Annotated in this window: 25 protein-coding genes and 1 tRNA gene; 17 read left to right on the forward strand and 9 right to left on the reverse strand. The window is 75.0% G+C overall.

The window, feature by feature from the left end; all coding sequences use genetic code 11:
- Nucleotides 1-22: 22 nt before the first annotated feature.
- The gene (locus tag ACR9E3_RS01550; protein ID WP_460377906.1) at nt 23-766 is read right to left on the reverse strand and encodes a VOC family protein; all 744 of its coding nucleotides are present in this window, start codon (nt 764-766) and stop codon (nt 23-25) included.
- Between the two features lie 386 nt (nt 767-1,152).
- Here ACR9E3_RS01550 and ACR9E3_RS01555 point away from each other — a divergent pair, with 386 nt between their 5' ends.
- Nucleotides 1,153-2,271 carry a hypothetical protein gene (locus ACR9E3_RS01555; protein WP_460377907.1) on the forward strand — a complete coding sequence of 373 codons (1,119 nt, stop codon included), beginning with the start codon at nt 1,153-1,155 and terminating at the stop codon, nt 2,269-2,271.
- A gap of 112 nt (nt 2,272-2,383) precedes the next feature.
- Here the strand turns inward: ACR9E3_RS01555 and ACR9E3_RS01560 are convergent.
- Nucleotides 2,384-2,467, reverse strand: a tRNA-Leu gene (locus tag ACR9E3_RS01560).
- A 64-nt stretch (nt 2,468-2,531) separates the two neighbouring features.
- Between ACR9E3_RS01560 and ACR9E3_RS01565 the strand changes: the two genes are divergently transcribed.
- The 4 genes from ACR9E3_RS01565 (at nt 2,532) to ACR9E3_RS01580 (ending at nt 7,623) form a co-directional block, all read left to right on the forward strand.
- Entirely contained in the window at nt 2,532-3,848 is a 1,317-nt protein-coding gene (locus ACR9E3_RS01565) for a M20/M25/M40 family metallo-hydrolase (RefSeq protein WP_460377909.1), read from the forward strand.
- On the forward strand, nt 3,845-4,561 hold the full coding sequence (locus ACR9E3_RS01570) for an SDR family NAD(P)-dependent oxidoreductase (protein ID WP_460377911.1): 717 nt from the start codon (nt 3,845-3,847) through the stop codon (nt 4,559-4,561). Before ACR9E3_RS01565 ends, ACR9E3_RS01570 begins: the two co-directional genes overlap by 4 nt.
- Nucleotides 4,562-4,563: 2 nt before the next feature.
- A complete protein-coding gene (locus tag ACR9E3_RS01575; RefSeq protein ID WP_460377913.1) occupies nt 4,564-5,514 on the forward strand; it encodes an NADPH:quinone oxidoreductase family protein in 951 nt (316 codons plus the stop codon).
- A gap of 72 nt (nt 5,515-5,586) precedes the next feature.
- Nucleotides 5,587-7,623: an MFS transporter gene (locus ACR9E3_RS01580; RefSeq protein WP_460377915.1), complete on the forward strand. Its 2,037-nt coding sequence runs from the start codon at nt 5,587-5,589 to the stop codon at nt 7,621-7,623.
- Between the two features lie 52 nt (nt 7,624-7,675).
- Here ACR9E3_RS01580 and ACR9E3_RS01585 read toward each other — a convergent pair whose 3' ends face one another.
- Both ACR9E3_RS01585 and ACR9E3_RS01590 read right to left on the reverse strand, forming a co-directional pair.
- Nucleotides 7,676-7,924, reverse strand: a complete 249-nt coding sequence (locus ACR9E3_RS01585) for a DUF5703 family protein (protein ID WP_460377916.1) — start codon at nt 7,922-7,924, stop codon at nt 7,676-7,678.
- Nucleotides 7,925-8,013: 89 nt separating this feature from the next.
- Complete coding sequence (locus tag ACR9E3_RS01590; protein WP_460377918.1) at nt 8,014-9,027, reverse strand: aldo/keto reductase; 1,014 nt, start codon at nt 9,025-9,027, stop codon at nt 8,014-8,016.
- A gap of 121 nt (nt 9,028-9,148) precedes the next feature.
- Here ACR9E3_RS01590 and ACR9E3_RS01595 point away from each other — a divergent pair, with 121 nt between their 5' ends.
- The 6 genes from ACR9E3_RS01595 (at nt 9,149) to ACR9E3_RS01620 (ending at nt 14,474) form a co-directional block, all read left to right on the forward strand.
- On the forward strand, nt 9,149-9,997 hold the full coding sequence (locus tag ACR9E3_RS01595; protein ID WP_460378371.1) for an undecaprenyl-diphosphate phosphatase: 849 nt from the start codon (nt 9,149-9,151) through the stop codon (nt 9,995-9,997).
- 21 nt (nt 9,998-10,018) lie between these two features.
- Complete coding sequence (locus ACR9E3_RS01600; protein WP_460377920.1) at nt 10,019-10,750, forward strand: histidine phosphatase family protein; 732 nt, start codon at nt 10,019-10,021, stop codon at nt 10,748-10,750.
- A 74-nt stretch (nt 10,751-10,824) separates the two neighbouring features.
- Nucleotides 10,825-11,394, forward strand: a complete 570-nt coding sequence (locus tag ACR9E3_RS01605) for a DUF3090 domain-containing protein (protein ID WP_285648015.1) — start codon at nt 10,825-10,827, stop codon at nt 11,392-11,394.
- A gap of 85 nt (nt 11,395-11,479) precedes the next feature.
- Nucleotides 11,480-12,238, forward strand: a complete 759-nt coding sequence (locus ACR9E3_RS01610) for an SCO1664 family protein (protein WP_460378373.1) — start codon at nt 11,480-11,482, stop codon at nt 12,236-12,238.
- The gene (locus ACR9E3_RS01615; protein ID WP_460377921.1) at nt 12,223-13,185 is read left to right on the forward strand and encodes an MBL fold metallo-hydrolase; all 963 of its coding nucleotides are present in this window, start codon (nt 12,223-12,225) and stop codon (nt 13,183-13,185) included. Before ACR9E3_RS01610 ends, ACR9E3_RS01615 begins: the two co-directional genes overlap by 16 nt.
- The gene (locus tag ACR9E3_RS01620) at nt 13,182-14,474 is read left to right on the forward strand and encodes an MFS transporter (protein ID WP_460377923.1); all 1,293 of its coding nucleotides are present in this window, start codon (nt 13,182-13,184) and stop codon (nt 14,472-14,474) included. Before ACR9E3_RS01615 ends, ACR9E3_RS01620 begins: the two co-directional genes overlap by 4 nt.
- On the opposite strand, the gene ACR9E3_RS01625 is transcribed toward ACR9E3_RS01620, so the two are convergent.
- Genes ACR9E3_RS01625 through ACR9E3_RS01635 form a run of 3 tightly spaced genes read right to left on the reverse strand, consistent with a single transcriptional unit; the run spans nt 14,420 to nt 17,176 of the window.
- Nucleotides 14,420-15,220 carry an enoyl-CoA hydratase/isomerase family protein gene (locus ACR9E3_RS01625; protein ID WP_460377925.1) on the reverse strand — a complete coding sequence of 267 codons (801 nt, stop codon included), beginning with the start codon at nt 15,218-15,220 and terminating at the stop codon, nt 14,420-14,422. The genes ACR9E3_RS01620 and ACR9E3_RS01625 overlap by 55 nt on opposite strands.
- Before the next feature lie 40 nt (nt 15,221-15,260).
- Nucleotides 15,261-16,007 carry an SDR family NAD(P)-dependent oxidoreductase gene (locus ACR9E3_RS01630; protein WP_460377927.1) on the reverse strand — a complete coding sequence of 249 codons (747 nt, stop codon included), beginning with the start codon at nt 16,005-16,007 and terminating at the stop codon, nt 15,261-15,263.
- A gap of 20 nt (nt 16,008-16,027) precedes the next feature.
- Nucleotides 16,028-17,176, reverse strand: coding sequence for an acyl-CoA dehydrogenase family protein (locus tag ACR9E3_RS01635; protein WP_460377929.1), 1,149 nt, complete (start codon nt 17,174-17,176; stop codon nt 16,028-16,030).
- Nucleotides 17,177-17,290: 114 nt separating this feature from the next.
- On the opposite strand from ACR9E3_RS01635, the gene ACR9E3_RS01640 reads away from it, so the two are divergent.
- Nucleotides 17,291-17,911: a TetR/AcrR family transcriptional regulator gene (locus ACR9E3_RS01640; RefSeq protein ID WP_460377931.1), complete on the forward strand. Its 621-nt coding sequence runs from the start codon at nt 17,291-17,293 to the stop codon at nt 17,909-17,911.
- 4 nt (nt 17,912-17,915) lie between these two features.
- On the opposite strand, the gene ACR9E3_RS01645 is transcribed toward ACR9E3_RS01640, so the two are convergent.
- Together ACR9E3_RS01645 and ACR9E3_RS01650 are read right to left on the reverse strand one after the other, a co-directional pair.
- Nucleotides 17,916-18,584 carry a sortase domain-containing protein gene (locus ACR9E3_RS01645; protein WP_460377932.1) on the reverse strand — a complete coding sequence of 223 codons (669 nt, stop codon included), beginning with the start codon at nt 18,582-18,584 and terminating at the stop codon, nt 17,916-17,918.
- Entirely contained in the window at nt 18,581-18,802 is a 222-nt protein-coding gene (locus ACR9E3_RS01650; protein ID WP_460377933.1) for a hypothetical protein, read from the reverse strand. The genes ACR9E3_RS01645 and ACR9E3_RS01650 overlap by 4 nt, the downstream gene beginning before the upstream one ends.
- Before the next feature lie 184 nt (nt 18,803-18,986).
- Between ACR9E3_RS01650 and ACR9E3_RS01655 the strand changes: the two genes are divergently transcribed.
- The 5 genes from ACR9E3_RS01655 (at nt 18,987) to eccB (ending at nt 25,832) form a co-directional block, all read left to right on the forward strand.
- Nucleotides 18,987-20,414 carry an ATP-binding protein gene (locus ACR9E3_RS01655; RefSeq protein WP_460377934.1) on the forward strand — a complete coding sequence of 476 codons (1,428 nt, stop codon included), beginning with the start codon at nt 18,987-18,989 and terminating at the stop codon, nt 20,412-20,414.
- On the forward strand, nt 20,404-22,389 hold the full coding sequence (locus ACR9E3_RS01660; protein ID WP_460377936.1) for a VWA domain-containing protein: 1,986 nt from the start codon (nt 20,404-20,406) through the stop codon (nt 22,387-22,389). The genes ACR9E3_RS01655 and ACR9E3_RS01660 overlap by 11 nt, the downstream gene beginning before the upstream one ends.
- Nucleotides 22,390-22,674: 285 nt before the next feature.
- A complete protein-coding gene (mshC, locus tag ACR9E3_RS01665) occupies nt 22,675-23,925 on the forward strand; it encodes a cysteine--1-D-myo-inosityl 2-amino-2-deoxy-alpha-D-glucopyranoside ligase (protein ID WP_460377937.1) in 1,251 nt (416 codons plus the stop codon).
- A gap of 64 nt (nt 23,926-23,989) precedes the next feature.
- The gene (locus tag ACR9E3_RS01670; RefSeq protein ID WP_460377939.1) at nt 23,990-24,346 is read left to right on the forward strand and encodes a DUF2237 family protein; all 357 of its coding nucleotides are present in this window, start codon (nt 23,990-23,992) and stop codon (nt 24,344-24,346) included.
- 37 nt (nt 24,347-24,383) lie between these two features.
- Nucleotides 24,384-25,832 carry a type VII secretion protein EccB gene (eccB, locus tag ACR9E3_RS01675; protein WP_460377941.1) on the forward strand — a complete coding sequence of 483 codons (1,449 nt, stop codon included), beginning with the start codon at nt 24,384-24,386 and terminating at the stop codon, nt 25,830-25,832.
- The last annotated feature ends 70 nt before the right edge of the window (nt 25,833-25,902 follow it).

The following is a 25,902-nucleotide window of genomic DNA, read 5'->3' on the forward strand; positions in this document are numbered from 1 at the left end:
GCGCGGGGTGGTCCGCCCCACCTCAGCCCGGGATGCGGAGGACCCCGAACCGGGCTCCGGCCGGATCGGCGAGGGTGGCCCGCCGGCCGCGCGGGCCCTCGCTCACCGGCGTCACCACCGATCCGCCGGCGTCCCGGGCGGCGACCAGCGCGGCGTCGGCGTCGGCGACCGCGAAGACCGGGAGCCAGTGGGGGAGCGCGTCGCCGGCGAGACCGAGCCCGGCGAGGGCCCGCCCGTCCTCGCCGTGGCAGACCAGCCGCCCCGCCTCGTCATCGTCGGCGATCTCCCAGCCGAGCAGCGCCCGGTAGAACGTGCGGGTCGTCCCGGGCTCGGCCGACGCCGCCTCGGCCCAGCAGAGGCGCCCGGGGCCCGGCGCGGGCAGCACGTCGTCGGACTCCCACAGCCCGACGACCGCCCCGCCCGCGTCGAGCGCGACGAGCAACCGCCCGCCGGCCAGGTCGTCCTCCGGTCCGTGGAGCACCTGCCCGCCCAGCTCCTCGAGCGCCTCGGCGGCGGCGTCGACGTCGTCCACGGCGAGGTAGAGCGTCCACGCGGGGGGCGCCGCCGCCCCGGGGGAGCCCAGCGCCGCGACGGTCTCCCCGCCGGCCCGGACCGCGAGCCGCTGGTGCTCCGCACTCGGGGACGCGTCCGGAGTCCACCCGAGCACCGCGCCGTAGAAACCGGTGACGGCGTCGAGGTCCGCGCCGTCGCCGGCGTCCAGCTCGGCCCAGCACGGGGCACCGGCCGTCCGCGCGGTCAGCGTCATGCCACCCACTACCCCCTCGTGCGCCCGCCGAGTCCCACGGGGTCCGGGAGCACGGGGACGGCCGACCGGACGGGCACGACCGGTCACCACTCGACCGGGTATTCCTGCATCCTTCGGGATCGTCGTCGCGACGGCGTCGCCCACACGGAGATGACCCTCCGTGAGATCGCGCCCGCCGCTCGCTTGTGGATCTAGCCGTTGAGCGAACGCGCGTCTCGCCACGGGTGGGGGACGTGCAGATCACGGTCGCCACACTCCGACGACTCCTCACCCACACGAGCCCCAACGCGCCCGGTATCGGTTCGTTCGTCCGTGACCGGAACGCTGGCTCCTAGCGTGCGCCGACGTCGCACCGCGTCGACCTCCCGACGGCTCCCCTGTGCGACGTGTCCAGCGAACGAAAGGCCGAGACCTTGGGTAGGCACACAGCAACGATCGACCGCGGCGCATCCCTGCGCCGCCTGGGCTTCGCCGCGACGCTCCCGGCACTCCTGCTGGCCGGCGGCGGCGTGGCGTCCGCGCACGAGTGCGACCAGCCCGCCGGGGCCGGCGACCACCACGGCCACGGCGACGGCCACGGCCGCGATCACGGGCACGGCCCGGACGGGGGCCAGGAGTCCGGCGCCCCGTCGACCGGCGGCCCCTCCTCCGGCGGCGTGCTCGGCGGCATCCTGGACCCGACCGGTGCCGCCCCGGGTGAGACCACCCCGGGTGAGACCACCCCGGGTGAGACCACCCCGGGCGAGACCACCCCGGGCGAGGACACGCCGGGTGACACCACCCCTGGCGACCCGACGCCCGGCGGGACCGCTGAGGAGGGGGTCACGCCCGGCGCCGACGGCGGGCTGGTCGGCAACGGCGGCGACGCCGGTGACGGCGAGGACGGCGGTGACGGCGGCGCCGTCGCCGGCAACGGCGGCGACGCGGGCGACGACGGCACCGGCGGCGACGCCGGGCTGATCGGCGACGGCGGCACGGCGGGTGCCGACGGCACGGGCGGTAGCGGCGGGACCGTCCTCGGGGACGGCGGCGCGGGCGGCGCGGGCGGGACCGGCGGCGACGCCGGGCTCATCGGTGGCGGCGGAGCCGCGGGTGACGGCGGCACGGCCGGCGACGGCGGCCTCGTCCTCGGGGAAGGCGGCGAGGCCGGCGACGGCGGCGTGGGAGGCGACGGCGGTCTCCTCGGTGCCGGCGGGGCGGCCGGCGGCGACGGCACCGGTGGCGACGGCGGCATCGTCGGGGGCGACGGCGGGTCGACCGGTGACGGCGGCGTCGCCGGAGACGGCGGTCTGATCGGCAACGGCGGCACCACCGGCGACGGCGGCACCGCGGGCGACGGCGGCCTGCTCATCGGCAACGGCGGCGCGGCCGGCGAGGACGGCACGGCCGGCAACGGCGGCCTCGTCCTGGGCGACGGCGGCGACGCCGGGGACGGTGGCACGCCGGGTCAGAGCGGCATCATCGGGACCGACGGCAGCACCGGCGAGGAGCCGATCGCCGTCTGAGATCGCACGATCATCCGCGCCGGTGGCCCTCGGGCGGCCGGCGCGGACGTGTGTCCGGGGCCGTGCGGGGGAGGGTGTGATCCGTGTCGTCCGGATCGAGAGAAACCAGGGGTGTCCGAGGGGGGACTTGAACCCCCACGCCCTACTCGGGCACTAGCACCTCAAGCTAGCGCGTCTGCCATTCCGCCACTCGGACCTGCGAGGGGACAGCGTAGACGACGCCGCGCAGCCCGATCACGGTGGGTGGCAGGATGCGGCGCATGGGTCGTGCCGAGGACGAGGTCGTGCAGCTGACCAGCGAGCTCATCCAGATCGACAGCCAGAACACCGGAGAGCTCGAGACCACCACCGGCGAGGTCGAGGCCGCCGCCTACGTCGACGAGAAGCTGCGGGAGGTCGGGTACGAGACCGAGGTCGTCGAATCCGGGGCGCCGCACCGGCAGAACGTCTTCGCGCGCCTGAAGGGTGCGGACCCCTCGCGGCCGGCACTGCTCGTGCACGGGCACCTCGACGTCGTGCCGTTCGACGCGAGCGAGTGGTCGGTGCACCCGCTGTCCGGCTCGGTGCAGGACGGCTACGTCTGGGGCCGCGGCGCGGTGGACATGAAGGACATGGACGCGATGATCCTGGCGCTGGCGCGCCAGTTCGCCGCCGAGGGCACGGTGCCGCCGCGGGACATCGTCTTCGCGTTCCTCGCCGACGAGGAGGCCGGCGGGGCGTACGGGTCGCACTGGCTCGCCGAGCACCGCCCCGACCTCTTCGCCGGCTGCACCGAGGCGCTGGGCGAGGTCGGCGGGTTCTCGGTGACGCTCGGCGAGGACGTCCGCGTCTACCCCGTGATGACCGCCGAGAAGTCGATCGCCTGGATGAAGCTGCGGGTCCGCTCGCGGCCCGGCCACGGCTCGATGGTCCACGACGAGAACGCCGTGACGATCCTCGCCGAGGCCGTCGCCCGGCTCGGGCGCCACCGCTTCCCGCTCGTGCTCACCGAGTCCGTGCAGGGCTTCTTCGACGAGGTCAGCGCGCTGACCGGCATCGAGTTCCCGACCGACTCCGCCGCCGCCCTCGACGGCGCGGTCGCGAAGCTCGGCGGTGTGGCGCGCGTCGTCGGCGCCACCACCCGGGACACCGCGAACCCGACCATGCTGCAGGCGGGCTACAAGGCCAACGTCATCCCCTCGGTGGCCGAGGCGACCATCGACTGCCGCGTGCTGCCGGGACGCCAGGAGGCCTTCGAGCGTGAGCTCGACGAGCTCCTCGGCCCGGACGTCGAGCGGGAGTGGATCCGCAACCTCGAGGCGGTCGAGACACCGTTCGAGGGCGATCTCGTCGACGTCATCACCCGGGCCGTGCAGGAGGAGGACCCGCAGGCCCGGACGCTGCCCTACATGATGTCGGGCGGCACGGACGCGAAGGCGTTCGTCAAGCTCGGGATGCGCTGCTTCGGGTTCGCCCCGCTGCGGCTGCCCCCGGACCTCGACTTCACCGCGCTCTTCCACGGCATCGACGAGCGGGTGCCCGTGGACGCGCTGCCCTTCGGCACCCGGGTGCTCGAGCGCATCCTGCTGCGCTCGTGACGGTGCGGCACGGGCACGTCGCGCTGGTGACCGGCGGGGCGTCGGGCGCCGGCGCCGCGATCAGCACCCGGCTCGCGGCCGACGGCTACAAGGTGGCGGTCGTCGACCGCGACGCCGAGGCCGCGACGCGCGTGGCGGGGGAGTGCGGCGGCGTGGCCGTGGCCTGCGACGTCACGTCGGACACGGCGATCCGGGCCGCGGTGGACGAGGCCGTCGGCTGGGGCCGGCGCCTGGACGTCGTCGTGCTGCACGCCGCGACGCCCGGCGGTGGGTCCGGGGCCGCCCTCGACGTCGAGGCCTACCGCCGGACGACGGCCGCCACCGTCGACCACGTCGTGTTCGGCCTCCACGCCGCGCTGCCGGCGCTGCGCCGCGCCGGGGGCGGCACGGTGATCGCGACGTCGTCGCTCGCGGGCCTCACCGGTGTGGCCGGCGACGCGATCGGCGCTCTCGCCCAGCACGCCGTGGTCGGCTTCGTGCGCTCCGCGGCCGCGACCCTGATCGAGGAGCGGGTGCGCGTCATGGCGGTCTGCGCGGACGACACCACGGACGAGGTGGCCGAGGCCGTCGGCGGCGTGCTCGCGCGGGGCGCGACGGGGGAGTGCTGGGTCGCGCGGCCCGGCCGCGAGCCCGAGCCGTTCCGGTTCGCGGACGTCCCGGGACCGGCCGGGGCGGACGCGCGCCCACCCCACAGCCGCGAGCGGGGACGCTGAGCGTGCGCGCCTGGCGGGTGCCGCGGTACGGGCCGTTCGCCGACGTCCTCGAGGTCGACGACGTGCCGCGTCCCGAGCCGGGCGCGGGCGAGACGCGGGTCCGCGTCGCCGCGGCGGCGCTGAACTTCGCCGACATCCTGCACACCGCCGGCGAGTACCAGGAGCGCGTGCCGCCGCCGTTCACCCCGGGTCTCGAGGTCGCGGGCGAGACCGACGACGGCCGACGCGTCTTCGGCCCGGTGGCCCTGCCGCACGGTGGGTTCGCCGAGGAGGCGGTGCTGCGCACGACCTGGCCGTGGCCCGAGGGGATGACCGCGGCCCAGGCCGCCGGGTTCTTCGTCTCGTACCAGACCGGCTGGTGCGCGCTGCACCACCGCACGACGTTGCGCCCCGGCGAGACCCTGCTCGTCCTGGCCGCGGCCGGCGGGGTCGGCGTGGCCGCGGTGCAGCTCGGGCGGGCCGCCGGCGCGCGCGTCATCGGCGTGGTCGGCGACGAGGCCAAGGCGGCGGTGGCCCGGACCGCGGGCGCCGACGAGGTGCTGGTCACCGGTCCGGACACCCTGGTGGACGCCGTCCGCGGGCTCACCGACGGGCGCGGGGCGGACGTCGTCTACGACCCGGTCGGCGGCGACACCTTCGACGCCGTGCGCCGCGTCGTCGCGTGGGAGGGCCGGCTGCTCGTCATCGGGTTCGCGGGCGGCCGGATCGCCGACGCGCCCACCAACCACGCGCTGGTGAAGAACTACGGCGTGCTCGGCGTGCACTGGTCGGCGTACCAGCAGCGCCGCCCGGACCTCGTCGGCGCGTGGCAGCGGGAGATCGAGACGCTGTGGGACCGGCGGGCGATCGACCCGCTCGTCGGCGCGGAGTACGCCTTCGACGACCTGCCCGCCGCGCTGGCGGAGCTCGCCGCCCGCCGCACCACCGGCCGCGTGGTGCTGCTCGCACCCTGAGGCCGGGCCGCGCCCGCCGGCCGTCCCCGTCATATAGTTGTCGCTAGCTAACGACTAGTGCGGGAGGCGTCCGTGACGGGGGAGAAGGCCGTCGACCGGCCGGGCGAGGGCTACAAGTGGGTGGCGCTGTCCAACACCACCCTCGGCGTGCTGATCGTCACGATCAACATGTCGATCCTGCTCATCGCCCTGCCGGACATCTTCAAGGGCATCGACATCAGCCCGCTCGCGCCGGGCAACATCAGCTACCTGCTGTGGCTGATCATGGGCTACCTGGTCGTCACCGCCGTGCTGGTGGTCAGCTTCGGCCGCGTCGGTGACATGTACGGCCGGACCCGGATGTACAACCTGGGCTTCGCGGTCTTCACCGTCTTCTCCGTCCTGCTCGCCGTCACGTGGATGCACGGCGACGCGGGGGCGCTGTGGCTGATCTCGATGCGGGTGCTGCAGGGCATCGGCGGCGCGCTGCTGCTCGCGAACTCGACGGCGATCCTCACCGACGCGTTCCCGACCCACCAGCGGGGTCTCGCCCTCGGCATCAACTCGGTCGCCGCGATCGCCGGGTCGTTCATCGGCCTGATCATCGGCGGGGTCCTGGCGCCGGTGAACTGGCACCTCGTGTTCGTCGTGTCGGTGCCGATCGGCGTCTTCGGCACGATCTGGGCCTACCTCAAGCTCCGCGAGGCCGGAGAACGCCACGTCGCGCGCATCGACTGGTGGGGCAACGTCACCTTCGCCGTCGGCCTCGTCGCGGTGCTCATGGGCATCACCTACGGCATCCAGCCGTACGGCGGGCACGTCATGGGCTGGACCAGCCCCATGGTGCTGACCCTGATCATCGGCGGCGTCGTGGTGCTGGCGGCGTTCGCGGTGATCGAGACCCGCGTCCCCGAGCCGATGTTCCACCTCTCGCTCTTCCGGATCCGCGCCTTCACCGCCGGCAACGTCGCGAGCCTGCTCGCCGCCCTCGGGCGCGGCGGTCTGCAGTTCATCCTGATCATCTGGCTGCAGGGCATCTGGCTGCCGCAGCACGGTTACGACTACGAGTCGACACCGCTGTGGGCCGGCATCTACATGGTCCCGCTGACCATCGGCTTCCTCGTCGCCGGACCGGTCTCGGGCATCCTGTCCGACCGCTACGGCGCCCGGACGTTCGCGACGCTCGGGATGGTCGTGGCCGCGGCGAGCTTCCTGGCGCTGAAGTTCCTGCCCGTCGACTTCGCCTACGCCGGGTTCGCCGTGGTCCTCGCGGTCAACGGCCTCGCGATGGGCCTGTTCTCCTCGCCCAACCGTGCCGCGATCATGAACAGCGTCCCGCCGGACCAGCGCGGTGCCGCCGCCGGGATGACCTCGACGTTCCAGAACTCGGCGACCGTGCTCTCGATCGGCATCTTCTTCTCGATGCTCATCCTCGGGCTCTCGTCGACCCTGCCGTCGTCGCTGTTCGACGGCCTCACGCAGCACGGGGTCCCCGCCGACGTCGCCGGGCAGATCGCGGGTCTGCCGCCGGTGAGCACGCTGTTCGCCGCGCTGCTCGGCTACAACCCGATCCAGACGCTGCTCGGGCCGCAGGTCCTCGCCCAGATCGGTCCGGACCAGGCCGCCTACCTCACGGGCCGGAGCTTCTTCCCGCAGCTGATCAGCGGCCCGTTCGCCGACGGCCTGACCTTCGCGCTCGTCTTCGCCGCGGTGTGCTGCCTGGTCGCGGCGTTCGGCTCGCTGCTGCGCGGCGGGAAGTACGCGCACGAGGACTCCGTCGTCGCGACGACGGCGGCCCAGCCGGCCCAGCCGGAACCCGCCGTCGCGGCGGCCACCCCGACGGCGCCGGGCACGGGCACGGTGCTCGGGCACGTCCTGGCCCCCGACGGTGCCGGTCTGCACGCGGTGGTGACGCTGGTCGGCCACGACGGGCAGGAGGCCGCGCGCGCCGTGACGGGCGACGACGGCGCCTTCCACCTCGGCCCGCCGCGCTCGGGCGACTACGTCCTCGTCGCGACCCCGCAGGACGGCGCGGCGACCGCGTTCAGCCCACGCGCCGACCGGGTGTCGGTGAACGGCGGCCCGTCCGCGATGGACCTCGTCCTACCGGTGCGCCTCCGGCGCGGGTGAGCACTTCGGAGTGCTCCGGCACTCCGAACTGCTCACGTGCGCGCAGCGCACCTCAGGTCGCGAGCCCCGCCACGAGCGAGCGGGAGAGCTTCCGGCGCAGCCACACCTTCCGCGTGCCGTCGGCGTAGAGCAGCGTCCGCGCGAGTTCCCAGCCCCCGAACTCGGCGCGGATGCCCAGTTGCACCGTCGCCGAGATGCGGGTCACGTCCGGAGGCAGCCGGACGGGCTGGTACTCCCAGTCCCCGTCGACCACCGCCGATCCCACGACTGCCCCGCCATCGCGGGCACCAGCGTCGTTCACGAGCCGACCACCTCCGGGACACCAGAAGGAGCGGAAACCACCGTACGCACAGCGGGACACCCCGCGCACCCGTCCGCGCACGGGACCGATCATTCCCAGGGCGGGACGTCGGGCTCCCCGGGCTCGTCGTCGGTCCCCGCCGAGGTCCACGCCGCGGACCCGGAGGGCGAGCTGACGTCGTCGAGGGCGCCGCGGATCGCGGGCGGCAGGACGAGCTCCTCGGCGGCCAGCGACCCCAGCAGCTGGGCGCCGTCGCGGGCGCCGACGACCGGGGCCACGACGCCGGGACGGTCGCGCACCCAGGCCAGCGCGACGGCCAGGGGCGAGGTGCCGAGGCCGTGCGCGGCGGTGACGACGGCCTGCACGATCCGGGCCGTGCGCTCGGTGCGGTGCCGGCCCACGTAGCCCGCGAGGTGCTCCGACGCGCCGCGGGAGTCGGCGGGCACCCCCTCGCGGTACTTCCCGGTCAGGACGCCGCGCCCGAGCGGGCCCCACGGCAGCAGGCCCAGCCCGTGGTGCTCGGCGGCGGGCAGCACCTCGGTCTCGACGGACCGGTCGAGCAGGGAGTACTCCGACTGCACCGACACCAGCGGCAGCGAGGTCAGGCTCTGGCGCGTCGCGGCGGAGGCGAGCTGCCAGCCGGCGTAGTTCGCGACCCCGGCGTAGCGGGCCCGCCCGGTGGTCAGCGCCACGTCCAGGGCCGCGAGGGTCTCCTCGAGCGGGACGTCGTCGTCCCACGCGTGCAGCTGCCAGAGGTCGACGTAGTCGGTGTTCAGCCGGTCCAGTGAGTCGTCCAGCGCCGCGAGCAGGGCCGCCCGCGAGGCGCCGCCGCCGAAGGGGCCGTCCTCGCGGCGGGCGCCCGCCTTGGTGGCGACCACCACCTCGCTCCGGGGGATGACGTCGTCGAAGAGGCCGCCCAGGATCCGCTCCGCCTCGCCGGCCGAGTAGACGTCGGCGGTGTCGACCAGCGTGCCGCCCGCGTCGAGGAACGCCAGCAACGAGGCGCCCGCCTCGTCGGCGTCGGTGTCCCGGCCCCAGCTCATCGTGCCCAGGGCCAGGCGCGAGACCCGCAGGCCGCTCGTGCCCAGGCGTCGCTGTTCCACGGGGCGCGAGCTTACGAACCGGCGCCGTGACACCACCCGGGGGCACGCCGGGGACCACCCGAGGGGGAGGAGTTGACGTGCCCTTGGTGGACTACCGTCCGGCGCCGTGGTGGGCGCTCCGATGGGATGGCTCGAGGCCGTGGTCCTCGGCATCGTGCAGGGACTGACCGAGTTCCTGCCGGTCTCGTCGTCGGCGCACCTGCGGATCACGTCGGCGTTCTTCTTCGGCAACGACGCGGGGGCCGCGTTCACCGCCGTCACCCAGCTGGGCACCGAGACCGCGGTGCTCATCTACTTCTTCTCCGACATCTGGCGGCTGCTCAAGGCCTGGTTCGTCGGCCTGGCCCGGCGCGAGGAGCGCGGGTACGACTACAAGCTCGCCTGGTACGTGATCCTCGGCTCGCTCCCGATCGGCATCCTCGGTCTGGCGTTCGAGAGCGCGATCAAGGGCCCGGCACGCAACCTGTACCTCAACGGCGCCGTGCTCGTGATCTTCGCCCTGGTCCTCGCGGCGGCCGAGCGCTACGGCCCCCAGCGCCGGGGCTCCGACCAGCTGACGCTGCGCGACGGCCTCGTCATGGGCTGCGCGCAGGCGATGGCGCTGATCCCCGGCGTCTCGCGGTCGGGCGGCACGATCTCCGCGGGCCTGTTCCTCGGGCTCGAGCGGTCGGTGGCCGTGCGGTTCTCGTTCCTGCTGGCCCTGCCCGCGGTGTTCGCGTCGGGGCTGACGCAGATCCCCGACATCCTCGATCCCGCCGCCTCGGACGTGCAGGGCGGTGTGGTCGTGCTGCCCAGCGTCGCCCAGATGATCGTGGCCACGCTCATCGCGTTCGTGCTGGGCTACGCCTCGATCGCCTGGCTGCTGCGCTTCGTCGAGAACCACACGATCTACGTCTTCGTCTGGTACCGCGTGCTGCTCGGCCTGATCGTGCTGCTCGCCGTGAGCAACGGCGTCGTCCCCGCGGTGTAGCCCGGACGTAGGGTCGACACCGTGACCACGGTGATCCTGCTCCGGCACGGCCGGTCGACGGCCAACGTCTCGGGCGTGCTGGCCGGCCGCAGCCCCGGGGTCGGCCTCGACGACCACGGACGCGCCCAGGCCGAGAAGCTGGTCGACCGTCTGGCCGAGCTGCCCCTGGCCGCCGCCGTGACCTCCCCGATGCAGCGGTGCCAGGAGACGCTCGCGCCGCTGCTGGCGGCCCGCGGGCTCACCGCCGAGGTCGACGAGGGGCTCTCGGAGGTCGACTACGGCGACTGGACCGGGCGCAAGCTGGGGGAGCTGGGCAAGGAGGACCTCTGGAAGGTCGTCCAGGCCCACCCGTCGGCCGCGGTGTTCCCGGGCGGCGAGGGTCTCGCCGGCATGCAGTCGCGCGCCGTCGCCGCCATCCGTCGCCACGCGGTGCGGATCGGCGCGGAGCACGGCGAGAAGGCGCTCTGGGTCGCGTGCAGCCACGGCGATGTGATCAAGGCCGCCGTCGCCGACGCACTCGGGCTGCACCTCGACTCGTTCCAGCGGATCGTCATCGACCCCTGCTCGGTCAGCGTGATCAGCTACACCCCGACGCGGCCGTTCGTGGTGCGGGTGAACGACACCGGAGGCGACCTGTCGTCGCTGGTCCCGAAGCCGGACAGCGAGGAGTCGAGCACCCCCGAGGACGGGTCCGCGGACGACCCCGCGGTGCCCGCGGAGGCCACCGTCGGGGGATCGACGGGAGTAGCATGAGTGGGCCGTCGAGCCGAGAGGACCGCTGACCTCCTCCGGCGCCCCGCAGCCCGGAGTCCTACGATCGAGATGTCATGCCCAGGGTGATCCACGTCTTCCGCCAGCCCGACCGGTTCGTCGCCGGGACCGTCGGGCAGCCCGGTGAGCGCTCCTTCTACCTGCAGGCCACCGAGCAGGCCAGGAAGGTGAGCGTGCTGCTCGAGAAGCAGCAGGTCTCGGTGCTCTCGGAGCGCATCGGCACCCTGCTCGAGGAGGTCTCCCGCCGGTTCGGGGCCGAGGTCCCCGTGGCCGTGCCCGAGGACGAGGTCGACACCTCGCCGCTCGAGGTCCCCGTCGAGGAGGAGTTCCGGGTCGGCACCATGGGCCTGGGCTGGGACGCCGAGTCCCGCAACGTGGTGGTCGAGCTGCTCGCGGTCACCGAGGAGGAGGTCGACGAGTCCGTCGTCCTCGACGACACCGACGAGGGCCCCGACGCGCTGCGCGTCTTCCTCTCGCCGGCCGGGGCGCGCGCGTTCGCGACCCGCGCGGAGCGCGTCGTCTCCGCCGGTCGCCGCCTGTGCCCGCTGTGCACCCAGCCGCTCGACGCCGCCGGCCACGTGTGCCCGCGGCAGAACGGCTACCGACGCGTCGCCACCCCCGAGTAGGCGCGTGGACCGGGAGACGCACGGCACCGAGCCGCCGACGGACGACACGACCGACGAGCACGTGGAGCTGCTGCTCCACGGCCGCATGGAGGTGGAGGGGCGCCTCACCGAGGCCTCCAACACCACGCTGTTCTGCTCGATCGCGGTCAACGGGGTCGAGGAGCACTGTGTCTACAAGCCGGTGCGTGGCGAGCGCCCGCTCTGGGACTTCCCCGACGGCACGCTGGCCGGCCGCGAGGTCGCGACGTACCTGGTCAGCGAGGCCGCCGGCTTCGGCGTCGTCCCCGCGACCGTCCTGCGCGACGGGCCGTTCGGCCCCGGCATGGTGCAGCGCTGGATCGAGACCGACGAGGAGCGCGAGCTCGTCGACATCGTCTCGCCCCGCGACGTCGGCAAGGGCTGGCGCACCGTGCTGCGCGCCCGCGGGATGGACGGCGACCCGGCGCTGCTCGTGCACGCCGACGACCCCGCGCTGCGGCGGATGGCGGCCCTCGACGTCGTGGTCAACAACGCCGACCGCAAGGGCGGCCACGTCCTCGCGGGCGAGGACGGCGGCGTCTACGGCGTCGACCACGGCATCTGCCTGCACCGCGAGGAGAAGCTGCGCACGGTGCTGTGGGGATGGGTCGGCGAGCCCCTCACCGACGACGTCGTCGACGGCCTGCGCCGCCTGCGCGCCGCGCTCTCGCCCGGCAACGCCGCCGGCCTGAACGACACGCTGCACGACCACCTCACCCGCGCCGAGGTGTCCGCGCTGCGCTCCCGGGTGTCGAAGCTGCTCGACGCGAACGAGCTCCCCGCCCCCGGCGGCCGGTGGCCGGCGATCCCGTGGCCGGCGTTCTAGCCCCTCGGCGGGACCCCCGCTGGCCGCGCGACTTCCACCACCGCCGCACGGCCGACCTGCTGAACCCGCTCGAGGTGGTCGAGCTCTGGCGCACCTTCCCGCGTGGGGCGCGGCGGGACGCCTCGGCGATCCCGGTCACCGAGGCGCTGCCGCTGCCGCCGGCGGGGCCGGGGGACATCAGCGTCACCTGGCTCGGCCACGCGTCGGTGCTGCTGCGCGTCGACGGGGTGACGCTGCTCGTCGACCCGGTCCTCCTGGGCGGCATCCCCGGCGCGCGGGAACGCCTCACGGCGCCCGCCCTGGGCCCCGACGAGCTGCCCCCGCTCGACGCGGTGCTGATCAGCCACGACCACTACGACCACCTCGACGCCCCGACCCTGCGCCGGCTCGACCGCGCGACGCCGATCCTCACCGGCGGCGGCAGCGCGCCGTGGTTCGCCCGCCGCGGGTTCACCGACGTCACCGAGCTGGACTGGTGGGAGCACGTCGAGGTGGGCGGGAACCGGGTCGAGTTCGTCCCCGCCCACCACTGGTCCCGGCGCAGCGTGCTCGACACCTGCCGCCGCCTGTGGGGTGGCTGGGTGGTGACGGCGCCGGACGGGCGCAGCGTGCTGCACGCCGGCGACACCGGCTACGGCCCGTTCCCGGCGCGGATCGCCGCGCGGCAGCGGGAGCTGGACCACGACCTCGCCGTCGCCGTGCTCCCGGTGGGCGCCTACGCCCCGCGGCGGCTGCTGCGCAGCGTCCACATGGACCCGGCGGAGGCCGTCCGGGCCGCCGGCGACCTCGGCGTGCGCCGCGTGGTGCCCGTGCACTGGGGCACGTTCGTGCTCTCCGGGGAACCGGTGCTCGAGCCCCTCGAGCGGGTGCGCGACGCGTGGGCGCGCGCCGGGCGCGACCGCGCCGACCTCTGGGACCTGCCGATCGGCGGTACGCGGCTGCTGTGACCGCACCCGTCCCGCCGCGCCGCTCCGGGCGCGCCCTGCTGGTGTGGGGCGTCGCCGTGCTGGCCTACGTCGCCGCCGTGCTCGGGCGCTCGTCGCTCGCCGCCACCGGCGTCACCGCCGCGGAGCGGTTCGGCGTCTCCTCCGGGGTCCTCTCCCTGCTCGCGGTCCTCCAGCTCGCCGTGTACGCCGCGCTGCAGATGCCGGCCGGGGTGCTCGTCGACCGCATCGGCCCGCGGCGGGTGATCGCCGGCGGCGCCGTGCTCGTCGCGGTCGGCCAGGCGGTGCTCGCGCTCGCCGCGCCGTTCTGGCTGGCGGTGGCCGGGCGCATGCTGATCGGCGCCGGCGACGCGGTGACCTTCGTCAGCGTCCTGCGCCTGATCCCGTCCTGGTTCCCGGCCCGGCGGGTGCCGCTCTACAACCAGCTCGCCGGCATCCTCGGCCAGCTCGGGCAGGTGATCTCGGCGGTGCCGCTCGCCGCGTTCGTCGCGAGCGCGGGCTGGACCCCGGCCTATCTCGCCGCGGGGGGCACCGCCGTGCTCGTCGCCGTGCTCGTCCTCGCCGTCGTGCGCGACGGGCCCGCGGGCGCCCCGGCCGCGCCCGCCGCGCGGGTCGCCGGCGGTCTCGGGGCGGCCCTGCGCGAACCGGGGGTGCGGCTCGCCTTTTGGTGCCACCTCGCGTCGCCGTTCCCCGGCAACGTGTTCGGGCTGCTCTGGGGTTTCCCGTTCCTCACCGGCGGCGAGGGCGTCACGAGCGGCGCCGCCCGCGGCCTGCTGGCGCTCTACGTCGCGGCCGGCATCGCCATCGGCCCGCTGCTCGGCACGCTGGCGGGGCGGTTCCCGCACCGGCGGGTCCGGCTGATCGTGGCGAGCGTGGTCTCCCAGGCGCTGGCCTGGATCGTGGTGCTCGCCTGGCCGGGACCGGCCCCGGTGGCGCTGCTCGTCGTGTTCGTCGTCGTCATCGGCGGGGGTGGGCCGGCGTCGCTCGTCGCCTTCGACATCGCGCGCGCCGCCGTCCCGCCCGCCCGCATCGGCCGGGCCTCGGGGATCGTGAACGCCGGCGGGTTCGTCTCCACGATCACCGTCGTGCTGCTCGTCGGCCTGCTGCTCGACCTGCAGGGGGCCGGTGCCCCCGCCGACTACACCCTCGCCGCGTTCCGCGTCGCGATGCTCGTCCAGGTCCCGGTCTGGCTGGTCGCCCTGGTCGGCATCGCCGCCGCGTCGCGGCGGGTGGGCCGTCAGTCGGCCGCGGACGGGAACACCGGCGCCCGCTTCTCCCGCAGCGCGGTGTAGCCCTCGACGACGTCCGGTCCGAGGAACGTGAGCATCTCGTAGGCCGCGGACTGGTCGAAGGTGGGCCCGGCGCTGCGCAGCCAGTTGTTGAGGCTGCGCTTGGTCAGCCGGATCGCCTGCTGGGCGCCGGTGCCGAGCTGATCGGCGACGCGCAGGGCCTCGTCGAGCACCTGGTCGCGGGGCAGCGCCTTGGCGACCATGCCGAACCGCTCGGCCTCGGCGCCGGTGACCATCTCGCCGGTGAGCAGGTAGTAGCGCGCCTTGGCCATGCCCGCGAGCAGCGGCCAGATGATCGCGGCGTGGTCGCCGGCGGCGACGCCGAGCTTGACGTGCCCGTCGCCGAGCTTGGCGTCCTCGGCGGCGATGGCCACGTCGGCGAGCAGCGCGACGACCACCCCGGCCCCCACCGCGACCCCGTTGATCGCCGAGACGATCGGCTTGTCGCAGTCGATGATGTTGTAGACCAGGTCGGACATCTCGCGCAGCATGTGCTGCACGCCGTCGTAGTTCCCGGCCATGCGCTCGACCATCGCGAGGTCGCCGCCCGCGGAGAACGCCTTCCCGGCGCCGGTGATCACCGCGACGCGGGTCCGCTCGTCGGCGTCGACGTCGCGCCACACCCGCGCCAGCTCGCCGTGGAGCTGCTCGTCCGCCGCGTTGTACTTGTCCGGGCGGTTGATCGTGATCAGCAGGACGCCGTGGTCGCGGCGCTCGAAGGTCAGCTGCTGGTAGTCCTCGAAGGACACGCGGTCTCCTCGTCGTGGGGGGGTGGGTGGGGGAGCAGGGTCAGCTCATCGAGAGTCCGCCGCTGACCGACAGCGTCTGGCCGGTGATGTAGGCGGCTTCGTCGGAGGCCAGGAACGCGACGGCGTTGGCGAGGTCGGTCGGCTGCGCGAGGCGCCGCAGCGGGATCGCCTTGGTCAGCGCGTCCCGCAGCTTGGGGTTGTCCTCGGTGACCGAGGCGAAGAGCGCGGTGTCGGTCGGCCCGGGGCAGACGCAGTTCACGGCGATCTGGTGGCGGGCCATCTCGCGGGCGGCGGTCTTGGTGAACGCGATGACCCCGCCCTTGGCCGCGGAGTACACGGCCTCGCCGGACGACCCGACCCGGCCGGCGTCGGAGGCGAGGTTGACCATCCGCCCGCCGCCCTGTTCGACCATGATCGGGAGCACGGCCTTCGCGGTGTGCAGGACGCCGTACAGGTTGATCTGGATGATCCTGTCCCAGTCGGCGGGGTCGGAGTCGACGAACGGTCCGACCTTGTCCCAGCCGGCGTTGTTGACGAGCACGTCGACGCGGCCGTGGTGCTCCCGGACCGCGGCCACCATCGCGTCGACGGAGTCGCGGTCGGCGACGTCGGCGGGGAGGCCGAGGGCGTCCCCGCCGAGCGCGGCCGCGGTGTCCTTCGCCGTCGCTTCGTCCACGTCGGTGGCCACCACGGTGGCGCCCTCGGCGGCGAGCTTCTCGGCGATGCCGCGCCCGATGCCGCGGCCGGCGCCGGTCACGATCGCGATCTTCTGGTCCATCCGTCCCATGCGGGAGTCCTCTCCGGTGATCACGGGGCCAGCTCGCGACCGAGGCGGTCGCGGGCGACCACGAGCTTCATGATCTGGGCGGTGCCGTCGCCGATCTGCAGGCCGAGCACGTCGCGCAGGCGCTGCTCGAGCGGCAGCTCGGTGCGGTAGCCGTACTGGCCGTGCAGCAGCAGGCACTGGGTGATGACGTCGTAGGCCGTCTTCGGGGCCCACCACTTGCACATCGCGGCCTGGGCGGTGTGCGGCCGTCCGGTGTCGCCGCGCCACAGGGTCTCGAGGCACAGCAGCCGCGCCGCCGCCAGCAGCGTCTCGGCCTCGGCGAGCGGGAAGGCGACGCCCTGGTTGGTCGACAGCGGCCGGTCGAACGCCTCGCGCTCGCTGACGTAGGTCCAGGTCTCGTCGACGCTCTGCTCGGCGGCGCCGAGGCACTGCAGGCCGATCAGCGCCCGGCTGAAGTCGAAGCCCTGCATCACCTGGACGAACCCGCGGCCCTCGTCGCCGAGCAGGTGCTCGGCCGGCACGCGGACGCCGTCGAGGTGCGCGGCGCCGCGCCCGACCGCCGTCGTCCCCATGTCCCGGTACGGCTCGCGGGTCACACCGGCGCCGTCCAGGGGGACGAGGAACGCGCTGATGTCGCGGCCCCGCTGCTCCGACGGTCCGGTGCGGGCGAACACCACGACCGCGGCCGCGTCGCCGGCGAAGGACAGCGACTTGACGCCGTCGAGCACCCAGTCGGATCCGTCGCGCCGCGCGGTGAGCCGGGGGACCCCGGCGTCGGAGCCGGCGTGCGGCTCGGTGAGCCCGATGCCGACGATCTCCTCGCCCGAGCAGATGCGCGGCACCCACTCCTTCGCGACCTCCGGCGCGGCGTTGCGGGCGAGCACGGCGCCGACCAGCGAGCCGACCACCTGCAGGTAGCCGACGTTGATGTCGCCGCGGGCGATCTCCTCGGTGACGACGCCCGCGGTGACCCGGTCGTGGCCGCCGCCGCCGAGGTCGGTCGGCAGCTCCGGGGCGATGAGGCCGCGGCGCCCGATCTCGCGGCGCAGGTCGGGCGCGATGCGACCGGCCCGCTCGCGCTCGGCGTAGCCGGGGGCGAGGTGCTCGGTCGCCACGGCACGCGCCCGGTCGCGCAGCGCGCGCTGGGCGTCGCTGAGCTCGAAGTCCATCGTCGGCCTCCCGCTCGGGTCCCGGACACCGGAGACGGTGGCAAACGTCGACCCGAGAGTCAATATTCGAACCTGAAGTTTGACTCTGGGGTCGTACTCGCCCACGCTGGGCCCATGACGGAGATCGCGGCGGAGGCGCCGGAGCCGGTCGGCCGGGTCGCCCGCAAGCGCGGGCGCCGCATCCAGCAGATCCTGGCCGTCGGCGCCGAGCTGTTCGGCGAGCGCGGGTACGACGCCGTGAACCTCGAGGACGTCGCCGAGCGCCTCGACGTCACCAAGGGCTCGCTCTACCACTACTTCGCGAGCAAGGAGGAGCTCGCGGCCGCGGCCATCGAGACCCTCGGCAGCGACTGGACCGGCCGGCTCGAGGCCCTGCCCGCCGGGTCGCAGGGATCTCCCACCGACCGGCTGCGGGCGCTGATCCGCGAGCACGTGGCGATCGCGGTGCGCGAGTACCCCGCCGCGCTGCGCCTCTTCCTGGTCCCGCGCACCTGGCCCGACGCCCTGCGCGTGCGGATCACCGAGCTGCGCCGGCGGCACGACCACGTCTTCCGGACGGTGCTCACCGAGGGGATCGACCGCGGCGAGTTCCGGGTCGTCGGCCTGGGCAGCACCCTGCAGGCGATGCACGCCGCGATGAGCCAGGCACCGCTGTGGTGTGCCGGGCTCGGCGAGGCCGAGCAGGAGCGCGCGCTCGACGAGCTCACCGACACGCTGATGAAGCTCGTCGCGTGAGCGCTCAGCCGCGGCCGACGAGGTGCGCGTAGACGATGACGGCGTCGTCCGCGGCGCGCCCGGCACCGTCGGGCACCGCCCCGGCGGTGACCACCCGCAGCTCGGCGCCGTCGGTGTTGCCGTAGACCGCCCGCGTGGGGAACTTCGCCGTCGAGACCCGGGTCGTGCCGCTGACGGCGAAGACGGCGACCGTGCCGTCGCGGCGCCAGACCGTGATCCGGTCGCCCGTCCGCGCGTCGGTCAGGCCCGCGAGGACGCCGCGGTGCCCGTCTCCGGTCATCCGCCCGACGATCACGGCGGGCCCGCGCTCCCCGGGCGTCGGGCCGAGGCGGTACCAGCCCGCCTGCTCCGGGGTGTGCACCGACGGCGCCTCGAGCCGGCGCCGCGCGTCCACGCCGACGGGCACCAGGGACGAGCAGGCGTCGACGCGGTCGAGCGAGAACGCCACCGGGTCTCCGCGGTCGAGCGGCGCCGGGTCCGCGTGCCAGGGCGCCGTCGGCGGGGGGCAGGGGTCGGGCGCGGGGCCGGCCCCCGCGACACCGGCCACCCCCATGGCCAGGCACGCCGCACTGAGGACGAAGGCCAGCACGGCCAGCGCCCGCACGGTCGCCGAGGTCTCCAGCGCCGCGATCGCCCGCAGGTGACCGTCGGGCTCCCGGCGGTGCCGGCTCACCGGCGCTGCGTCACGTGCCGGATCCCGGCGACGCCCGCGGCGCCGGCCATGAGGGCGAGCCCGGTGCCGGTCCACCACGCGACCGCAGGCGCGACGAGCGGCGGCTGGTCGTCGACGATCTCGGGTGCGCTCGGGGTGGGCGGTGCCGCGAGGGCGGGGCCGACCCCGCCGAGCAGCAGGAGAACCGACAGGCCCACCACCACGACGGATCGCTGCATGATCTCCCCGATCGCCTCCGCCACCCGCCCCGTGCGGGAGGAGGACCGCAGTCAACTCCGGTGAGTGTCCAGAGACCACGCAACGTGACCGGTCGGCCGTCGACACGATCGGTGGAACCCGGTTTCGGAACGACGATCCGTCTTTTCGTGGGCCGGATCGCGACCACGGACGTAGCGTGGAGGAGTGAGCACTCCTTCCGCTCCTGCTGATCTCCCCACCACCGCCGGCGACCTGGCCCGCAGCGGCCACCCGGCGGCGCACGCCCGCAGTGTCCGCACCGAGCTCCGCGACAACCTCCTCGCCCGGCTGCGCGCCGGGGCGGACCCCTGGCCGGGCATCGTCGGGTTCGACCGCACCGTCCTGCCGCAGTTCGAGCGCGCGGTCCTGGCGGGGCACGACGTGGTGCTGCTCGGCGAGCGGGGCCAGGGCAAGACGCGTCTGCTGCGCAGCCTGGTCAACCTGCTCGACGAGTGGACCCCCGTGATCGACGGCTCCGAGCTGGGGGAGCACCCGGCCGAGCCGATCACCCCCGCCAGCCGGCGCCGGGCCGCCGAGCTGGGCGACGACCTCCCGATCGCGTGGCGGCACCGCTCCGAGCGGTACGCCGAGAAGCTGGCCACGCCCGACACCAGCGTCGCCGACCTCATCGGCGACGTCGACCCGGTCAAGGTCGCGGAGGGGCGCAGCCTCGGCGACCCCGAGACCATCCACTACGGCCTCGTGCCGCGGGCGCACCGCGGCATCGTGACGATCAACGAGCTGCCCGACCTCGCCGAGCGCATCCAGGTCGCGCTGCTCAACGTCATGGAGGAGCGCGACATCCAGGTGCGCGGCTACACGCTGCGCCTGCCGCTGGACATCATGCTCGTGGCCAGCGCGAACCCCGAGGACTACACCAACCGCGGGCGCATCATCACCCCGCTCAAGGACCGGTTCGGCGCCGAGGTCCGCACGCACTACCCGCTGGAGGTCGCCGGCGAGATCGCCCTGGCCCGCCAGGAGGCGCACCTCGTGGCCGACGTGCCCGACCACCTCGTCGAGGTGCTCGCCCGCTTCACCCGCCACCTGCGCTCGTCGGGTGCGATCGACCAGCGCAGCGGCGTGTCCGCACGCTTCACGATCGCCGCGGCCGAGACCGTCGCGGCCGCCGCGCTGCGCCGGGCCGCGGTCACCGGCGAGGACACGGCCGTCGCCCGCCCCGTCGACCTCGAGTCGGTGCCGCCGGTGCTGCGCGGCAAGCTCGAGTTCGAGTCGGGGGAGGAGGGCCGCGAGGCCGAGCTCCTGACCCACCTGCTGCGGCGCTCGATCTCCGAGACCGCCCGTGCCCGCCTCGCCGGGGTCGACCTCGCTCCGCTGGCCGACGGCGTCTCCGCGCTCGAGGGCTCGCGCCGGGTCGTCACCGGCGACCGTGTGGCCGCCCGTCAGGTCGTCGACGCCCTCCCGTCGATCTCGGTGGTCTACACGGTGGCGGAGCGGCTCGGGGCCGCGGGCACCGAGGCCCCCGGGCCGCTGGCGAGCGCGGTCGAACTGGCGCTCGAGCACCTCTACCTCACCCGCAAGCTGGCCAAGGACGACGATGCCGAGGACGGGACGGTGGCGTATGGCGGCTGACCCGGCCGACTCCGGATCCGGACAGGGCCCGTCCAGCGGGCGCTACTCCTACGGGCGGTTCTACGACGGCCCCGACCCGCTCGCCCCGCCGTTCGACCTGCGCTCGGCGATGGACGAGCTGGGCCGCGACGTCATGGAGGGCACCTCGCCGCGGCAGGCGATGCGCGAGCTGATGCGCCGCGGCACCGAGGAGCAGCGGGGTCTCGACGACCTCATGCGCCGGCTCAACGAGCGGCGCAGCCGGCTGCAGCGCACCCACCGGCTCGACGGCACGCTCCAGGAGGTCCGCGAGCTGCTCGAGCGCGCGCTCGAGGCCGAGCGGAACTCCCTGCAGGCCGAGGACTCCGACGACGCCCGCTTCCGCGAGATGCAGCTCGACGCGCTGCCGCCCTCGCCGGCCGGCGCCGTGGCCGAGCTGGAGAACTACGACTGGCGCAACGCCGAGGCGCGCCAGGCCTACCAGCAGATCCAGGACCTGCTCGGCCGGGAGGCGCTCGACCAGCGCTTCCAGGGCATGAAGCAGGCGATGGAGAACGCGACGCCCGAGGACGTCGAGCGTGTCAAGGAGATGATCTCCGACCTGAACGACCTGCTCGAGGCGCACAGCCGCGGCGAGGACACCACGGACCAGTTCCGCGAGTTCATGGAGAAGCACGGCCAGTTCTTCCCGGAGAACCCGCAGACCACCGACGAGCTGGTGGACCTGCTCGCGGAACGCTCGGCGGCCGCGCAGCGGATGATGAACTCGCTGTCGGCCGAGCAGCGCGCCGAGCTCGAGGGCCTCATGCAGCAGGCCTTCGGCGACCCCGGCCTGGCCGAGCAGCTCTCGCGGCTCGACCAGCAGCTCCAGGGCATGCGCCCGGGGGAGGACTGGCAGGGGCGGGGCCGCTTCCGCGGCGACGACCCCCTGGGCATGGGCGAGGCCACCCGGGCGATGGAGGAGCTGGGGCAGATGGACGCCCTGGCCGAGCAGCTCTCCCAGTCGTACCCGGGCGCCCGCATGGAGGACATCGACCTCGAGGCGCTCGAGGCCACGCTCGGCGAGCAGGCCCGCGTCGACGCCCAGCGCCTGGCCGAGCTCCAGCGCGAGCTCGAGCGCCAGGGCGTCTTCCAGCGCGCGGCGGACGGGTCGCTGATGCTCTCGCCGAAGGCGCTGCGCCAGCTCGGGCAGTCGTCGCTGCGCGACGTCGTCGGCTCGCTGTCGACCCGGCGGGGGGAACGGGAGACGCAGCGGTCCGGGGCGGCCGGCGAGGCCACCGGGGCGACCCGGCCGTGGTCGTTCGGCGACACCGAGCAGTGGGACGTGCCGCGCACGCTGCTCAACGCCGAGATGCGCCATGCCTCCGGCGACGCGCGGGCCCTGGACGTCACCGACGTGGAGATCGTGGAGACCGAGCAGCGCACCCGCGCGGCGGTGGCGCTCTGCGTCGACACCTCGTGGTCCATGGTGGCGGACGGGCGGTGGGTGCCGATGAAGCGCACCGCGCTGGCGCTGCACCACCTCGTCTCGACGCGGTTCCGCGGCGACGCGCTGCAGCTGATCACCTTCGGCCGGCACGCCAAGGAGGTCGAGCTCGGGGAGCTCACGGCGCTGGAGGGGGCGTGGGAGCAGGGCACCAACCTCCACCACGCGCTGCTGCTCGCCGGGCGGCACCTGCGCAAGAACGCGGACGCGGCGCCGGTGGTCCTCGTGGTCACCGACGGCGAGCCGACCGCCCACCTCGAGCCCGACGGGCACGCGGCGTTCGACTACCCGCCGAGCCCGGAGACGCTCCGGGCCACGCTCGGGGAGGTCGACGCGCTGACGCGCCTGAACGCGGCCCTGACCGTGTTCATGCTCGGGGACGACCCGCGTCTCGAGCAGTTCGTCGACCTCGTCGCGCGGCGGGCCGGCGGGCGCGTGGTGAACCCCGACCTCGACGGGCTCGGGGCGGCCGTGGTCAGTGACTACCTCGCGAGTCGCCGACGACGCTGAGGCATCAGCCGAACACTCGTTCAGCCGGACGGGGCAACCCCGACCACGTGCCGCCACGGTATGTCGGAAGCGGTTACGCTCGATCGTGGCTGGAGCCGATCCCCCCCGCGGCTCCCGGCCACCCCGGCCGGGTCCGTCATCCCGTGCAGGGACACCGGTGCTCGCCCACCGAGGTCCCTGCGACACGACCCGGCCGGGGTTCCACCACGGTGTTCGCGGCCGCGCCGCGAGCGGTTCGCCACGAGTCCCGGCCGACCGGGTCGGGGCGGGCTTAGGCTCGTGGTCATGCGAGCGTGGCCAGCCATCGACGTCCCCCGTGTCCCCGGCACCCCGCCCCCGCTCCGGCTGCACGACACGGCCAGCGGCGACGTCCGGCCCGTCACCCCCGGGTCCACCGCGAAGATGTACGTCTGCGGCATCACGCCCTACGACGCGACCCACCTCGGTCACGCGGCCACCTACCTGGCGTTCGACCTCATCCACCGGCTGTGGCTCGACGCGGGCCTGGGCGTGCACTACGTGCAGAACGTGACCGACATCGACGATCCGCTTCTCGAGCGCGCGGACCGCGACTCCGTCGACTGGGTCGTGCTCGGCATGCGCGAGACGGCGCTGTTCCGCGAGGACATGCAGTCGCTGCGGATCCTCCCGCCGCACGACTACATCGGGGCCGTCGAAGCCGTCGACGAGATCAGCGAGCTGGTGGGCAAGCTGCTGGCCAGCGGCGCCGCCTACCGCGCCGACGACGACGAATACCCCGACGTCTACCACGACCACACCGCCACCCGGGACTTCGGCTACGTCTCGCGCTACAGCGAGGCCGAGATGCTGCGGGTCTTCCCGGAGCGCGGCGGCGACCCGGACCGGCCCGGCAAGCGCCACCCCCTCGACGCGCTGCTGTGGCGCACGGCCCGCGAGGGCGAGCCGGCGTGGAGCTCCGACCTCGGTGACGGCCGCCCCGGCTGGCACGTCGAGTGCGCCGCGATCGCGCTCAACCGCCTCGGCGACCAGTACGACGTCCAGGGCGGCGGCTCCGACCTCGCGTTCCCGCACCACGAGTTCGGCTCCGCGCACGCCGAGGCCCTCACCGGCGCGCACCCCCTGGCCCGCCACTACTGCCACGCCGGGATGATCGGGCTCGACGGCGCGAAGATGTCGAAGTCGAAGGGCAACCTCGTCTTCGTCTCCCGCCTGCGCGGCGATCGCGTGGACCCGATGGCCGTGCGCCTGGCCCTGCTCTCCGGGCACTGGCGCTCCGACCGCTCGTGGACCGCCGAGCTGCTCACCGGCGGCCAGGCGCGCCTGCACCGCTGGCGCGAGGCGGCGGGCGCGCCGTCCGGACCCGACCCGGAGGACACCGTCGCCCGGGTGCGTGCCCACCTCGCCGACGACCTCGACACCGCCGGCGCGCTCGCGGCGCTCGACGCCTGGGCGGACGAGGTCCTGGTCCGCCGCGACGGCCAGGGCTGGACCGCCGACGGCCCGTCCCGCATCGCCGACGCGACCGACGCCCTCCTCGGCGTCACCCTCCGCTGACCGATATGGGAGCAGTTGGCGCCCCGGCCGGGGCGCCACCTGCTCACGTGGGTATGCCAGGGGTATGGCCCGCAACGTGCTCGGCGGCGAGCTCGCCGACTGCAGTCACGACCCGATCACCGGCTTCTACCGCGACGGCTGCTGCGAGACCGGCGCCGACGACGCGGGCGTGCACACCGTGTGCGCCCGCGTCACCGAGGAGTTCCTGACCTTCAGCGCCGCCCGCGGCAACGACCTCACGGCGCCGAACGTCGGCTTCCCGGGGCTGCAGCCCGGCGACCGCTGGTGCCTGTGCGCGAGCCGGTGGAAGGAGGCCCTCGACGGGGGCGTCGCCCCGCCGGTCGTCCTCGAGGCGACCCACGCCCGCACCCTGGAGTGGGTCGACCTCGCCGACCTGGAGGCGCACCGCATCAGCGAGTGACCTACGCCCGGCCGCGCGATGCGGTAGGGATCTGCTCGTGCGGAACGTCGACGGGTCGAGCTCCGCTCCGCTGCGTCTCCCGGAGCCGCCCACCGCGACCCAGGTGCAGGCGCACCGGTTCGCGGTGCGTCGACTGGAGTCCGCGCTCGTCGGGCGGGACCCGACGCCGCGCCACGACCCCGGGCGCCGCCAGAACCGGGCGCTGCTCGTGGGGGCGGTCCTCGGGGTGCTCGCACTCGCGGGCTTCGCGGTGGTCGGGCTCGTCCGCGGCGACGAGGGGTGGCGCGACGAGGCGGTGGTGCGGGGGGAGCCCTCCGGCGCGCTCTACGCCGTCGCGCACGGACCCGACCGTCTGGTCCCGGCGCTCAACCTGACCTCGGCGCGCCTGCTCGCGGCGAGCGCAGGCCACCGCGACGTCGGCGGACCGCCCGTCCCGGTGCGCGACGACGAGCTCGCGACCGCTCCGCGCACCGCGCCCGCCGGCATCCCCGGGGCGCCGTCGGTGCTCCCGGACCCGGCGACGGAGGCGGCGGACGCCTGGGCCGTGTGCGACCGGGCCGTCCTCGATCCGTCGGTGCCCGACCCGGGCGCCGACCCGGAGGTGACCACCGTGGCGCTGGGCGGCCTGGCCGCCCCCGGCCGCCCGCTCGCGGCCGACCGCGCGCTGCTGCTGCGCGGCCCCGACGGGTTCTGGCTCGTCACCGACGGCAGGCGCGCGCGGATCGACCCGTCCCAGGGCTCCGTGGTGCGAGGGCTCGAGCTCACGGGCGCCCGGGCGCGCGCCGCGAGCCCGGCGCTGCTCGGGACCTTGCCCGAGGGGCCGCCCCTGGTCCCGGTCTCCGTGGCCGGCAGCGGCACCCCGCCGACCGACGCCCGCACCGCGGCGCTCGGCGTCCCGGTCGGCGCCGTCGTCAGCCCCGACGGCGGCCGCTTCTTCCTCGTGGCGTCCCGCGGGGTGCAGGAGGTCCCCGCGGTCGTCGCGCAGCTCGCCCGGTTCGCCAACCCCGACCCGGCCGCCGACCCGGGCATCGCCGCCGTCCCGGCCGGGCGCCTCGCCGCGGTCCCGCGCGTCGGGGTGGTCGACGGCGGCGCGTACCCCTCGACCTTCCCCCGCCTCGTCACCTACGACGAGGCCACCACGGCGTGCGTGCGCGCCGACGCCGGCGGCGGGGCCGCGGTGTACGCCGCCCCGGCGCTGCCCGGGCCGGTCGAGCCGACCCCGCTCGTCGGCCCGCCGCTGGACGGCGCCTGGGTCGCGGGCGGCGGTGCCTACGTGGTGCCCGTCGGACCGGGAGCCCCCGACCCGTCCGTCGACCCGGCCCGCGGCGTGCTCGTCGACCCCGGCGGGCGCGTCTACGCCGTCCCGGACCCCGCGGCGGCCGCGGCCCTCGGCCTCGGGACGCCGCGCCCGGCCTCCCGCGCGGTGCTCGACCTCCTCCCGCGCGGCCCCACCCTCGACCCGCTCGCGGCGCAGACGGCGCGCTGACCCCGACGCCGAGGGGAGCGAGGGGCGCCCTCGCGGCGTCCCACGCAGCGGAGGACGCCCTCGCTGCGCC

This window comes from Actinomycetospora sp. C-140 (genome assembly GCF_054796175.1).